Raw genomic sequence first — 12,141 nt, forward strand, 5'->3', positions numbered from 1 at the left:
GCTGCGGGTGGGGCGCGCCGCTACGGCGTCTGGCCGTCTGCTTCCTGGTAGATTCCCGCCATCCAGGACTCGACGTCGTCGGCCTTGCGGGGCAGTGCCGCGCTGAGGTTGACGGGGCCATCGGCGGTCATCAGGATGTCGTCCTCGATGCGCACGCCGATGCCGCGGTATTCCGCGGGAATGGCGAGGTCCTCGTCCTTGAAGTACAGTCCGGGTTCGATCGTGAAGACCATGCCGGGGGTAAGGATGCCGTCGAGGTACAGCTCGCGCTTGGCCTGGGCGCAGTCATGCACGTCCAGGCCCAGGTGGTGGCTGGTGCCGTGCGGCATCCAGCGGCGGTGCTGCTGGCCCTCGGCACTGATGGCCTCCTCCACGGAAACCGGCAGCAGGCCCCAATCGGCCAGCCGTTCCGCCAGTACGGTGGTCGCGGCCGTGTGGATGTCGCGGAACCGGGTGCCCGGCTGCGCGGCGGCAAAACCGGCGTCGGCGGCGTCAAGCACGGCCTCGTAGACCTTGCGCTGGATGTCGGAGAACGTGCCGGTGGCCGGCAGGGTGCGGGTGATGTCCGCGGTGTAGAGGGAATCCGCCTCGACCCCGGCGTCGAGGAGCAGCAGTTCGCCAGCGTTGACCTTGCCGGTGTTCCGGGTCCAGTGCAGCACCGTGGCGTTGTTGCCGGAGGCCGCGATGGTGTCGTAGCCGAGCTCGTTGCCTTCCTCCCGGGCGCGGGCGAAGAACGCGCCTTCGACGACGCGCTCGCCGCGCTGGTGGGTGAGCGCCCGCGGCAGGACCTTGACGACTTCGGTGAACCCCTGCACGGTGGCGGCGACGGCGGTCTTCATCTGCTCGATTTCCCACTCATCCTTGAGCAGGCGCAGTTCGGACAGTGCCTCGGAGAGCTTCTCGTCGAGGGCGTCCAGGATGCCCAGGTCCAGGTTCTCCGGGTCCTTGGCGGTGTTGTAGCGGGCAGTATCCACGAGGGCGTCGATGTTCTCGTCCACCTTCCGCACCAGCCGGATGGAGATCCCGCCGATTTCGGGGGCGCCGACGTTCTTGGTGATTCCGAGCTCCAGCTCGCTGATGTGCGCGGTGTCCAGGCCGAGGCGGGCCTTGAACTCGGCCAGGGTGGGACGGGCGCCGATCCAGAATTCGCCGGAGCGGGAGTCGGCGTAGAACTGTTCGGTATCGCGGCCGGCCAGCGGACGGAAGTACAGCGTGGCGCGGTGGTGGCCGCCGTCGTCGCCCTTGCCTTCCTCCACGGGCTCCAGGATGAGCACGGCGTCGGGCTCGTGGTCCAGGCCCAGGCCGGTGAGGTGCGCGAAGCCGGAGTGCGGGCGGAAGCGGTAATCGCAGTCGTTCGAGCGGACCTTCAGCGGACCGGCGGGAATGACCAGGCGTTCGCCTTTGAACTGCTCTGAAATGGCGCGACGGCGGGTGGCGGCGTGCCCGGCGACGGCGTCGCGTTCCGGCAGCTGCTCGCTGGTCGGGGCCCAGTTGCTGGCCATAAACGCCTTGAAGGCGTCGGAACTGGGCCGCTGGGAGCGGTTGTTGACGCGCTCATCGAGGGGCTGGGAAGCGGAGACTTGGGTGTTATCTGCATCGTTCACCGTCCCATAGTCTCACCAGCGGAGCGGCTTAGGCCAACAGGCCGGGGCGTTGAACCGGGGGCGCCGCCGCGTCGATCTACTAGGCTGATGAGGTGAGGATCGACCTGCATGCCCACTCGAACGTTTCCGACGGCACCCAAGCACCCGGCGCCGTGATGGCTTCGGCTGCGGAGGCGGGCCTCGACGTCGTGGCCCTGACCGACCATGACTCCACCGACGGCTGGGCCGAGGCCGCGGTGGGTGCCCGCGAATACGGTGTGGCGCTGGTGCCCGGGATGGAGATTTCCTGCCGGACGACGGAGGGGATCAGCGTGCACCTCCTCTGCTACCTGCACGACCCCGCGCACCCCGGGCTGCTGGAGGAAATCACCAAGGCCAAGGACGCCCGCTTCACCCGGGCCGAGCGGATGGTCAGCCTGCTCGCGGAGGACTACCCGCTGAGCTGGGACGATGTGATCCACCATGTGGCGCCGGGCGCCACCCTGGGCCGGCCGCACATCGCCGACGCGCTGGTCGCCGCGGGCGTGGTGGCGGACCGCACCGAGGCATTCGATTCCATCCTGACCTCGCACTCACGCTATTACGTGCAGCATTACGCGCCGGACCCGGCGTTCGCCGTCGAACTGGTCCGCGCGGCCGGCGGCGTGCCGGTGTTCGCCCATCCCGTGGCGTCCGCCCGCGGACGGATCGTGGGGGAGCGGACGTACCAGGAAATGATCGACGCCGGGCTGGCGGGGCTGGAAATCGACCACCGGGACAACCCTGAGGAGGGCCGGGCGTTCCTGCGCAAACTCGCGGCCCGGCACGGCCTGCTGGTTACGGGGTCCTCCGACTACCACGGGGCGGGGAAACCGAACCTGCTGGGCGAGAACCTCACCTCGCCCGAGGTGTTTGCCCGGATCGAGGAACAGGGAACCGGAACCCCCGTGGTCCGCTGACACGCCCCCGCCCCGCCCGTTGAGCTATCAGTTTTGGTCCCCATCGGGCCGGAATAGCCCCGATAAGTGATAGGGCAACGGGCTAATGTGGGAAAACGGTGAAGGTGGCGTGCGGGGCGAGGCGCTTGGCCATGACGTCGATCGCGGGCTGGTTCTGGTCCACGCAGACGAACTTCCGGTCCAGTTTCGCGGCGACGGCGCCGAGCGTTCCCGAGCCGGCGAAGAAGTCCAGGCACCAGTCGCCGGGCCGGCTGGAGGCGGCCACGACGCGGCGGATCAGTCCCTCGGGCTTCTGCGTGGGGTAGCCGGTCTTTTCCTTGCCGGTGGGGGAGACGATCGTGTGCCACCAGACGTCGGTGGGCAGCTTGCCGAGTTCGCGTTTGGCCGGGGTGACGAGGCCGGGCGCCATGTACGGTTCACGGTCCACCTCGACGCTGTCGAAATGGTACTTCGCGGGGTTCTTGACGTAGACGAGGATGTTGTCGTGTTTGGTGGGCCAGCGGAATTTGGCGCGCGCACCGTAGTCGTAGGCCCAGATGATCTCGTTGAGGAAGCACTCGCGGCCGAAAATAGCGTCGAGCATGACCTTGGCGTAGTGCACCTCGCGGTAGTCCAGGTGCAGGTACAGGGTGCCGTCGTCCGCGAGCAGCCGCCACGCCTCGACGAGCCGTGGCTCCAGGAAGGTCCAGTAGTCGCTGAACGCGTCATCGTACTTGTGCAGGGCGCCCTTGATCGTGTCGTAGGAGCGGCCCTTGAACCCGACCCGGTCGCCCTCGCCGCCGGCGTTGAGCACCATTTTGGTTTCCTGGCGCTTCTGGACCCGGCCCGTGTTGAAGGGCGGGTCCACATAAATCAGTGTGAAGGCGCCGTCCGGCAGCGTCGGGAGGTACTCCGCGTTGTCCGCGTGTACCACCAGACTGCTGCCGTCCGGCGCCCAGACGGTGTTAGTCATAAAGGGGTTTAGACCTCGGTGCTGCGGGCCGGAGCCCCGGCCTGCGGCTCGCCTGCGACCACTTCGCCGTTGCGGCGGCGCGTCCGGGTGCGGCGGCGTGCACGGGTGGCGCGGTCAACCTCGGTCGGCGCGCTTGCGGTAGCCGTGGCCGGAGCCTCGGCAGCGGGCCCGGTGCTGGCGTCGGCCTCTGCGGGACGACGACGGCGGTCGCCGGAGCGGCCGCTGTCTTTTCCGCCGCCGGCGCCACCGCTGCGGCGGGTGTCGCGGCCGCTGTCGCGTGAGCCGCCGCGGCTTCCGTCGCGGCCGCCCGTGCTGCCGCCGCTACGGGCACTGTCGCGCCCGCCGCTGCGGGCGCTGTCACGGCCGCCTGTGTTCTTCTTGCCGGTCTCGCCCAGGTCCTCCAGGACTTCGGCGTCGACGCCGGCCAGCACGCGCTTGTCGCGGGGAAGACGGCCCTTGGTGCCCTCGGGGATGTCGAGTTCCTCGTAAAGGTGCGGCGAGGAGGAGTACGTTTCCACCGGCTCCGGGACGCTCAGGCCCAGGGCCTTGTTGATCAGGCCCCAGCGGGGCATGTCGTCCCAGTCGACGAAGGTCACGGCCGTGCCCTTGTTGCCGGCGCGGCCGGTGCGGCCCACACGGTGCAGGTAGATCTTTTCGTCTTCGACGCACTGGTAGTTGATGACGTGCGTGACGTCGTCGACGTCGATGCCGCGGGCGGCGACGTCGGTGGCGACGAGGACGTCCACCTTGTTATTGCGGAAGGCGCGGAGCGCCTGCTCGCGGGCGCCCTGGCCGAGGTCGCCGTGAATGGCGGCTGCGGCGAACCCGCGATCCACGAGTTCCTCGGCAACCTTGGCGGCGGTCCGCTTGGTCTTGGTGAAGATGATGGTGCGGCCGCGGCCGCGCGCCTGCAGGATGCGGGCCACCACCTCGATCTTGTCCATGCTGTGGGCACGGTAGATCAGCTGGCGGATGTCGCGCTTGGTGAGGCCTTCGTCGTCCGGGTCGGCGGCGCGGATGTGGGTCGGCTGCGTCATGTAGCGGCGGGCCATGGCGATGACCGGGCCCGGCATGGTGGCGGAGAACAGCAGCGTCTGGCGGACGGCCGGCGTGCCGGCGATGAGGGTCTCGACGTCGGGCAGGAAGCCGAGGTCCAGCATTTCGTCGGCCTCGTCCAGGATGACCATTTTGACGTTCTTCAGGACGAGGTGCTTCTGCTTGTACAGGTCGATGAGGCGGCCGGGCGTGCCGACAACAACTTCGACGCCTTTCTGCAGGGCCTCGACCTGCGGCTCATAGGCGCGGCCGCCGTAGATCGTGGTGATACGGGCGTTGCGCTTGCGGGCGGCGTTCTGCAGGTCGCTGGCAACCTGGACGGCCAGCTCGCGGGTCGGGACGATCACGAGGGCCTGCGGGGCGCCGGGGGCCGGGAGCAAGTCGAAGCCCGCGTCGTCCGGGCCGACGACGCGCTGCAGCGCCGGGATGCCGAAGCCGAGGGTCTTGCCGGTGCCGGTCTTGGCCTGGCCAATGATGTCATGGCCGCTCAGCGCGACCGGCAGGGTCATGGCCTGGATCGGGAAGGGGTGGGTAATGCCGGCGTCGGCAAGGGACTCCACGATATCGGCGCGGACGTTGTAGTCGGCGAAGGACTTTTCGGCGATCTCGTGCGGCTTTTCGTCCGAGATGATGGTCTCTTCCGGCTCGATCGTTTCCGTTCCGGAATCGTCGGTCAGAAGCTGGTGCGTGTGCAATTCACTCACTAGGGGAGTTTCCTTATTCATTTTGGGCTGCGCTGCTTGCTCAACGGGGCCGGCCGGGTGGCCGTTCCGGAGCACGCTCAGGCGCGCAAGCAAATCCAGTGGAAGCCGATCGCGGGCTATCTAAATGCTGGCACTGGGGACCAGCGGGTCTGTCTCAAGATCGCGTAGGGGCGGGCTTGTTGAATTCGAAAATCAAGGAAATCAACGACCGGGCATCCATATCTACCCTTCCAGTCTAGCTGTACCCGGCCCTGATTCTCGACGGACCGCGCTGACTCGCAAAAGATGGGCGCGCGGGAACGCGGCCTCTTTGCCTAGCCGACCAGCTCCAGCCGGACCTCGCGGGTGGCAATGTCGGAGGACAAAATCCGCACCCGCACCTGGGTCCCGGGTTCCAGTTCGCCGGGGCAGCGGGCTGTGACCGCGGGCTCGGCGATCTGCACGATCCCGGAGGGCCCGTTGCCGTTGCCCGGCTTGGTGCCGCCGTTCCCGTTCTTGCCGTTCCCGTTCTTGCCGTTGCGGGCGGGTTTGGATCCGGAGATCACCACCGCGTCGAACTCCTGGCCGACATGGTTGACCAGCAGGGCGGCCTCGACCGTGTCGAGCGAGAGGCGCTCCAGTTTCGCGGCCAGCTGGTCCGAGGCCCCCATGATCGAGGGCAGGGACGGCAGGGCCTCGCGGGCCCACGAAGGGACCTCGGTGCCGTTGCTGAGTGCCTCGCAGATCACCAGGACGAAGCGGTCGATCAGCCGGCGCAGCGGGGCCGTGGAGTGGGCGTAGGCGGCGCCGATCGCGGCCTGGATGGCGGCCTCGGGAACCGTTCCGTCGAACGGTGTGTAACCGGCGCCGCGAAACAGCATCCCGGCCGAGTGCACGATCGCCAGCTGCTGCGGGTCCGTGGGATCGAGGGTGCGCAGGTATTCTCCGTAGCTCATTTCGCCGTCCCAGGGCTTTCCCAGCGCGCGGGTCTGGCGGTGGAAATGCGCCAGTGAGGCCGCATCCGGGGCCGGCATGGTGCGCAGGATGCCCACCTTGCCCTGCAGCATGATCCCGGCGGCGGCCATTCCCGTCATCAGGGAAATCTGCGCGTTCCAGTCCTCCACCGGCAGCGGCGGGGCAGCGACAATCCGGTAGCCGCCGTCGGGCAGCTGTTCGATTTCCTGTTCCGGCATGTTCAGGCTGGCGCCGCCGCGAAGCCGTTCCAGCTCCACCCGCTTGTTCCCGACTTCCTTGAGCAGCTGCAGCACGGGCTCGGCGGTGCCGGCGTCGAGATCGGCCTGCACCCCCGGGTAACTGAGTTTGGCGCGGCTGCGGACGGCAGCGCGCCGGACCCGCACATCGGATACGTCGGCGGCGGAGTCCAGCTCGAATTCCCACACGAACGCGGCACAGGTCTGGCCGGCCAGCAGGCTTCCGGCTTCCTCGCTGATGACTTCCGGGTGCAGCGGGATCCGGCCGTCAGGGGTATAGAAGGTCTGGCCGCGGCGGCGCGTCTCGGCGTCGAGGGCCCCGCCCGGTGCCACGAAGGAGGGGACGTCGGCGATGGCGTAGTAGACCTTGTAGCCCTCACCGGAACGGTCGATGAACAGGGCCTGGTCCAGGTCGGTGGAAGACTCCGGATCGATGGTCACGAACTCGATGTGCGTGAAATCCAGCTCCGGCAGCTCGTGGCCGGCCACCGCCTCCTTGGCCTCCCGGAGCGCGTCCTCGGGGAAGGGGCCCGGCAGTTCAAGCGTTGTGCGCAGCGCGCTGAGCGCCTCGGCAAGCTGGTTCTCCTGCCGGTGGACGCTCGGGGTCAGGCGATGATGGGACACGAAAATCAGATTAGCTTCATTTGCGCCATTAGTCTTGGATCATGAGTACATCCCCGGCCGATCCCGCCCGTTACAACAGCTTCCTCAAGGATCTGCTCGGTGTGATGGCCTACGGCGAGTTGTCTGCCTTCGAGCGGCTTTCCTCCGATGCGAGGTATTCACCGTCCCTGCACGACCGCGCGGTCCTGGGCCGGATCGCCGTGATCGAGTTCCAGCACTACGAACTGGTGCGCGCCAGGCTCGAGGGGATGGGCCTGGACGTGGAGGCTGCCATGCTGCCGTTCCAGCCGTCCGTGGACCACTTCCACGAACGCACCCGCCCGGCGGACTGGTACGAATCCCTCATGAAGGCGTATGTGATCGACACCGTCTCCGCCGATTTCTACCGCGCCGTTTCGCGCTACGTCGACGCCGGGACGCGGGCCCTGGTGGAGCAGATCCAGGCCGATGAGGAGGCCACAGCGGTGCTGCGGGAGCGGCTCAAGACCGCCCTCGCCGATGACCCGCGGCTGGCGTCCCGGTTGGCGCTGTGGGCCCGGCGCCTGCTGGGGGAAGCCCTGACCCAGGCGCAGCGGGTAAGTTTTGAGCACGCGTTCCTCGGCGGACTGGCCGGCGCGGATGAGGACGCGTCCAAGGAACTGGTCCGCGGGCTGATGGCGGAGCTCGCGGCCAACCACGCGCGCCGGATGACGCAGCTCGGCCTCACCGGCTGAGCCTGCCCGGACCGGCCCCGGCCCTGCCCGGACCGGCCCTGACCGGTTCCCGTTGCCCTCAGTCCTCCGCGGCGTCGAGCGCGTCGAGCAGGGCGCGGGCGGCGCCGGCGGGATCGTCGGCCTCGGTGATGGCGCGGACCACCACGATCCTGCGTGCGCCCGCCTCCACCACCTGCTCCACATTTCCGAGGTCAATGCCGCCGATCGCGAACCACGGCACCGTGCCTGCCGCTGTGCCTTCGGCGCTCTTCCCCTCCTCACTCTTTCCCGCAGGGGCCTGAGCGCGGCGGATCGCGTCCGCCGCGTAGCGCACCAGCTCGAGTCCGACTGCGGCGCGCCCCGGCTTCGTGGGGGTGGCCCACACCGGCCCGACGCAGAAGTAGTCCAGGCCGCCGCGGACGGCTGCGGCGGCAATGGCCGCGTCCACCTGCTCAGGGGTATGGGTGGACAGCCCGATAATGGCGTCCTGGCCCAGGAACGTCCTGGCGGCCCCGAGGGGTATGTCCTTCTGCCCAATATGGAACACCGGAGCTTCGGAGAGCGAGGCGAGGTCCGCCCGGTCGTTGACGGCCCAGAGCCGGCCATGACGGTGGGCCGCCCGGTGCAGGACCTCGAGGAGCTCCAGCTCCTCCGCCGCCTCCAGTGACTTGTCGCGCAGCTGGATGATGTCGACGCCGCCGGCAAATGCCGCGTCGACGAAGTCCGCAAAGTCGCCGCGGTCCTGTCTGGCATCGGTGCAAAGGTACAGGCGGGCAGCGGTGGGGACGGCATCCTGGCTCATGCCTCCAGCCTAGTTCCTCTAAACTGGGCCAATACCGCGGGAGCCCGCCGCCGATCACGCCACCAGCGTCCGGCACCGGCAGGCTGAGAGGGCGTCAGAGCCGACCGCTTGACCTGATCCGGTTAGTACCGGCGTAGGGAAGGACTCCTCCATGGGCACCACATCCGCCCCGGGCACGGCCGCGGGCCGTGAAGCCACGACGGCTGCCGCCGTCGCTGATGACGCGGAAACCCGAAAATGTTACGACGTTGCCGTGATCGGCGGCGGCGTGGTCGGCCACGGGATCGCTTGGGCAGCACGACGCTCGGGCCGTTCTGTTGCCCTGATCGATGACGCCCCCGGAAGCGGAGCCAGCTGGGCTGCCGCCGGCATGCTCGCCCCCGTGAGCGAACTGCACTACCAGGAAGAAGCCCTCCTGGAGCTGATGCTCGAGTCCTCCCGCCTCTGGCCGGCTTTTGCCGCCGGACTTGAGGGCGGAGCGGGGGACACCGGGACGGTCACCGGCGCCGCCAACAGCACCGGATACCTCACGACGCCGACGCTCGCCGTGGGGACCGACGCCGCCGACCGCCGGGCGCTCGCGGACCTGCGCACAGTCCAGCAGGCGTCCGGCCTGGCCGTGGAGCCGCTGACCGTCCGGGAAGCGCGCGTGCGCGAACCGCTCCTGAGCCCGGGCATCTCCTGCGCTTTCGACATTCCCGCCGACCACCAGGTGGACCCGCGCCGGCTGCTCGCCCGCATCCGGGAACTGCTCGCTGCGGACAGTGGCTGCCAAGCCATCGGCCGGCGCGCTGAGGGACTGGTCTGGCGGGACGGGCGGGTGGCCGGCGCCACCCTCACCGGCGGCGGCTCCGTCCGGGCCACCGAAACCATTGTCGCCAACGGCCTGGGGGCGAACGCGCTCGCGGGCCTTCCGGCCGGGCTCCGGTTGCCGCTGCGGCCGGTCCACGGCGATATCCTCCGGCTCCGGGTGCCGGAGAAACTGCGCCCGCTGCTGACCTCCACCGTGCGGGGACTGGTCCGCGGGGTATCGGTCTACATCGTGCCCCGGCAGGACGGCACGGTGGTCATCGGTGCCACGCAGCGGGAGGACGCCCCCGGCGAAAGCAGCCGGGCGGGTGTTCCGTCCGGCGGAGTCCCGGCCTGTTCCGCAGTGTCTGCCGGCGGTGTGTACCAGCTGCTGCGCGACGCCATGCAGCTGCTCCCCGCCGTCGCCGAACTCGAACTGCTCGAGGCCACCGCCCGGGCACGCCCCGGGACCCCGGACAACGCGCCGCTGCTGGGCCGGGTGGCCGGTCCGGGAGGGCAAGGGGACACCGCGGGGCTGATCATCGCGACCGGGTTCTTCCGCCATGGAATCCTGCTCACGCCCGCAGCTGCGGAGATCTGCCGGCAGCTGCTGGACGGCACCCAAGACCCCCGCTGGTCCCGTTTCCGGCCGGACAGGTTCGCCGCCGGACCGCGGGACACAGCACCCACCAGCACCCACCACACCCCTGAGCACAGCAAGGAAACGGTATGAACATCACACTGAACGGAAGCGGGCACACGCTGCCCGACGGCGCGTCGGTGAGCACCCTCGTCAGCGGTGTCACCGGCCGGACGCTGGCCCCGAACGGCCAGGCCGTGGACGGCCGGAAACTCGGGGTTGCTGTGGCCCGCAACGCCGAGGTGGTGCCCCGCAGCCAGTGGCACGGGACCGCGCTCGCCGACGGCGACGACATCGAACTGGTCACGGCGGTACAGGGAGGATGAAAAACATGGAGGAAACCACCCTCGCGGCGGCGCCTGGAGTCTCGCTTGCCGCCGCGGATCCGTTCACGGTCGACGGCGTGCAGCTGGGGTCGCGGCTCATCATGGGCACCGGCGGAGCGCCGAGCCTGGACGGCCTGGGGGCCGCGCTGCTGGCCTCGGGTACCGAACTGACCACCGTCGCGATGCGCCGCTACTCGCCCGCGGAGGCAGGATCGCTGTTTCAGCTGCTGCTGGACCACAACATCCGGGTGCTGCCCAACACGGCGGGCTGTTTCACGGCCCGGGACGCGGTGCTGACCGCCGAGCTGGCCCGCGAAGCCCTCGAAACGGACTGGGTGAAGCTGGAAGTCATCGCGGACGAGCACACCCTGCTGCCGGACGCCGTCGAACTTGTGGAGGCCACCGAGCAGCTCGTGGGCCGCGGGTTCAAGGTTTTTGCATACACCAACGACGACCCCGTACTTGCCCTGCGGCTGGAGAACCTCGGCGCCGCCGCGGTGATGCCGCTGGGCGCGCCGATCGGCACCGGCCTGGGCATCCTGAATCCGCACAACATCGAATTGATCGTCTCGCGGGCCTCGGTGCCCGTGGTCCTCGACGCCGGAATCGGCACCGCCTCCGACGCCGCACTGGCCATGGAGCTTGGCTGCGACGCCGTGCTGCTGGCGACGGCCGTGACCCGGGCGCAGAACCCCGTTTTGATGGGGGAAGCCTTCAAGCACGCGGTGATCGCCGGTAGGCTGGCAAAAAGGGCCGGGAGGATCCCGCGCCGGGAGCACGCGCTGGCTTCCTCGGCCATGGAGGGCCGGGCCGAATTCCTGTAGGCCGGTCCGGCGCAGCACCTGTCCTACTGAGCAAAGGGAGCCTGCCATGACGGCAACCGAGGACGTCCTCACCGAGAGTCAGATCGACGCCGCCCTGGCGGAGCTGCCGGACTGGAGACACCGGCTCGGGGGCCTAGTCACGGTCTACAAAGCGCCGACGGCCGCCGCGGCGCTCGAGCTGATCGCCGCCGTCGGGAGCCTGGCCGAAGCACAAAACCACCACCCGGATCTGGACTGGCGCTTCAGAAGGGTGTTCCTTCGCTACAGCTCCCACGACGCCGGAGACAAAGTCACACGGCGGGACGTCGCCGCGGCAACTGCCGCCGGCGCGGCAGCAGCCGGGCTCGGCGCCACCGCCGAGCCCGGCCTAGTCGACGGCTAGTAGCGCAGGATGGCGGTGAGCCGGGCAGTGTCGCGCGCGGTGCGCGTCTTGCCCAGGTACAGCACGGCCGCCACGGCGGCAACTGCGCCCAGCACCATGGGCAGCACCCACGGAATCCAGGTCAGCCCGGGCTGGTAGCCCAGGCCGGCGGCGACGAAGACGATCCAGCTCACCATCCCGGCGGTGAGCGATACCCCTGCGGGGACCGCAATGCCGTACTTGGCGTGCCTCTTGTCGTTGGCCCAGACCACAAAGCCCGCGGCCACGGTCACCAGGGCAACCACAATCAGGGAAAGCATGTTCGGACTCCTTGCGGATCTGGGGACGGGGCCAGCAGCGAAGCTGCCCCGCGGGCGGGCGCGGTGGTTCTTAGAGGGCGCCGAAACCGACGCGACGTACCTCTTCGGCGCCGATTTCAACATAACCCAGGACGTTCGCGGGAACGATGATCTGGCGACCCTTTTCGTCCGTCAGGCGCAGCTCGGTGCCCTTGGTGATGGCTTCGCCGACCACCTTGGCCACGGCGTCGGCGTCCTGGGCCGACTCCAGCACAATTTCGCGGCCGATGTTCTGAATGCCGATCTTTACTTCCACAGCGAGGCCTCCCAGCCAATCAAA

General features: G+C 69.0%; 13 protein-coding genes. 6 read left to right on the top strand and 7 right to left on the bottom strand.

What is annotated here, in order from left to right; all coding sequences use genetic code 11:
- Window positions 1-20: 20 nt before the first annotated feature.
- Window positions 21-1,604: an aminopeptidase P family protein gene (locus tag ASE96_RS02870; protein ID WP_056425651.1), complete on the bottom strand. Its 1,584-nt coding sequence runs from the start codon at window positions 1,602-1,604 to the stop codon at window positions 21-23.
- A gap of 92 nt (window positions 1,605-1,696) precedes the next feature.
- On the opposite strand from ASE96_RS02870, the gene ASE96_RS02875 reads away from it, so the two are divergent.
- Window positions 1,697-2,542 carry a PHP domain-containing protein gene (locus tag ASE96_RS02875; protein WP_056425654.1) on the top strand — a complete coding sequence of 282 codons (846 nt, stop codon included), beginning with the start codon at window positions 1,697-1,699 and terminating at the stop codon, window positions 2,540-2,542.
- Between the two features lie 82 nt (window positions 2,543-2,624).
- Here ASE96_RS02875 and ASE96_RS02880 read toward each other — a convergent pair whose 3' ends face one another.
- From ASE96_RS02880 to ASE96_RS02890, 3 genes are all read right to left on the bottom strand, one after another.
- Complete coding sequence (locus tag ASE96_RS02880) at window positions 2,625-3,494, bottom strand: DNA-methyltransferase (RefSeq protein ID WP_056425657.1); 870 nt, start codon at window positions 3,492-3,494, stop codon at window positions 2,625-2,627.
- Between the two features lie 8 nt (window positions 3,495-3,502).
- Window positions 3,503-5,254, bottom strand: coding sequence for a DEAD/DEAH box helicase (locus tag ASE96_RS02885; RefSeq protein ID WP_056425659.1), 1,752 nt, complete (start codon window positions 5,252-5,254; stop codon window positions 3,503-3,505).
- Between the two features lie 314 nt (window positions 5,255-5,568).
- Window positions 5,569-7,068 carry an RNB domain-containing ribonuclease gene (locus tag ASE96_RS02890; RefSeq protein WP_056425663.1) on the bottom strand — a complete coding sequence of 500 codons (1,500 nt, stop codon included), beginning with the start codon at window positions 7,066-7,068 and terminating at the stop codon, window positions 5,569-5,571.
- Between the two features lie 41 nt (window positions 7,069-7,109).
- On the opposite strand from ASE96_RS02890, the gene ASE96_RS02895 reads away from it, so the two are divergent.
- Window positions 7,110-7,781, top strand: coding sequence for a ferritin-like fold-containing protein (locus tag ASE96_RS02895; RefSeq protein ID WP_056425666.1), 672 nt, complete (start codon window positions 7,110-7,112; stop codon window positions 7,779-7,781).
- A gap of 58 nt (window positions 7,782-7,839) precedes the next feature.
- Here the strand turns inward: ASE96_RS02895 and ASE96_RS02900 are convergent, their stop codons facing one another.
- Window positions 7,840-8,562, bottom strand: coding sequence for a thiamine phosphate synthase (locus tag ASE96_RS02900; protein WP_056425669.1), 723 nt, complete (start codon window positions 8,560-8,562; stop codon window positions 7,840-7,842).
- Between the two features lie 151 nt (window positions 8,563-8,713).
- On the opposite strand from ASE96_RS02900, the gene thiO reads away from it, so the two are divergent.
- The 4 genes from thiO to ASE96_RS02920 are packed head-to-tail and all read left to right on the top strand — an operon-like array spanning window position 8,714 to window position 11,523.
- Entirely contained in the window at window positions 8,714-10,084 is a 1,371-nt protein-coding gene (thiO, locus tag ASE96_RS02905) for a glycine oxidase ThiO (RefSeq protein WP_082492536.1), read from the top strand.
- Window positions 10,081-10,317, top strand: a complete 237-nt coding sequence (gene thiS / locus ASE96_RS02910) for a sulfur carrier protein ThiS (RefSeq protein WP_056425671.1) — start codon at window positions 10,081-10,083, stop codon at window positions 10,315-10,317. Before thiO ends, thiS begins: the two co-directional genes overlap by 4 nt.
- 5 nt (window positions 10,318-10,322) lie before the next feature.
- Complete coding sequence (locus ASE96_RS02915) at window positions 10,323-11,141, top strand: thiazole synthase (RefSeq protein WP_056425675.1); 819 nt, start codon at window positions 10,323-10,325, stop codon at window positions 11,139-11,141.
- Between the two features lie 46 nt (window positions 11,142-11,187).
- Window positions 11,188-11,523: a 4a-hydroxytetrahydrobiopterin dehydratase gene (locus tag ASE96_RS02920; protein WP_056425678.1), complete on the top strand. Its 336-nt coding sequence runs from the start codon at window positions 11,188-11,190 to the stop codon at window positions 11,521-11,523.
- On the opposite strand, the gene ASE96_RS02925 is transcribed toward ASE96_RS02920, so the two are convergent.
- Together ASE96_RS02925 and ASE96_RS02930 are read right to left on the bottom strand one after the other, a co-directional pair.
- Window positions 11,520-11,822 carry a hypothetical protein gene (locus ASE96_RS02925; RefSeq protein ID WP_056425681.1) on the bottom strand — a complete coding sequence of 101 codons (303 nt, stop codon included), beginning with the start codon at window positions 11,820-11,822 and terminating at the stop codon, window positions 11,520-11,522. The two genes, ASE96_RS02920 and ASE96_RS02925, sit on opposite strands and share 4 nt — an antisense overlap.
- Window positions 11,823-11,892: 70 nt before the next feature.
- A complete protein-coding gene (locus ASE96_RS02930; protein WP_056426621.1) occupies window positions 11,893-12,117 on the bottom strand; it encodes a DUF3107 domain-containing protein in 225 nt (74 codons plus the stop codon).
- Window positions 12,118-12,141 lie beyond the last annotated feature (24 nt).

Source organism: Arthrobacter sp. Leaf69 (assembly GCF_001422645.1).
Lineage (GTDB): Bacteria > Actinomycetota > Actinomycetes > Actinomycetales > Micrococcaceae > Arthrobacter.

What these genes read in the sequence shown, in the direction of transcription:
- ASE96_RS02880 (WP_056425657.1), bottom strand. Translation starts at nt 3,494, where the DNA reads ATGACTAACACCGTCTGGGCGCCGGACGGCAGCAGTCTGGTGGTACAC.
- ASE96_RS02895 (WP_056425666.1), top strand. Translation starts at nt 7,110, where the DNA reads ATGAGTACATCCCCGGCCGATCCCGCCCGTTACAACAGCTTCCTCAAG.
- ASE96_RS02900 (WP_056425669.1), bottom strand. Translation starts at nt 8,562, where the DNA reads ATGAGCCAGGATGCCGTCCCCACCGCTGCCCGCCTGTACCTTTGCACC.
- thiO (WP_082492536.1), top strand. Translation starts at nt 8,714, where the DNA reads ATGGGCACCACATCCGCCCCGGGCACGGCCGCGGGCCGTGAAGCCACG.
- thiS (WP_056425671.1), top strand. Translation starts at nt 10,081, where the DNA reads ATGAACATCACACTGAACGGAAGCGGGCACACGCTGCCCGACGGCGCG.
- ASE96_RS02915 (WP_056425675.1), top strand. Translation starts at nt 10,323, where the DNA reads ATGGAGGAAACCACCCTCGCGGCGGCGCCTGGAGTCTCGCTTGCCGCC.
- ASE96_RS02920 (WP_056425678.1), top strand. Translation starts at nt 11,188, where the DNA reads ATGACGGCAACCGAGGACGTCCTCACCGAGAGTCAGATCGACGCCGCC.
- ASE96_RS02925 (WP_056425681.1), bottom strand. Translation starts at nt 11,822, where the DNA reads ATGCTTTCCCTGATTGTGGTTGCCCTGGTGACCGTGGCCGCGGGCTTT.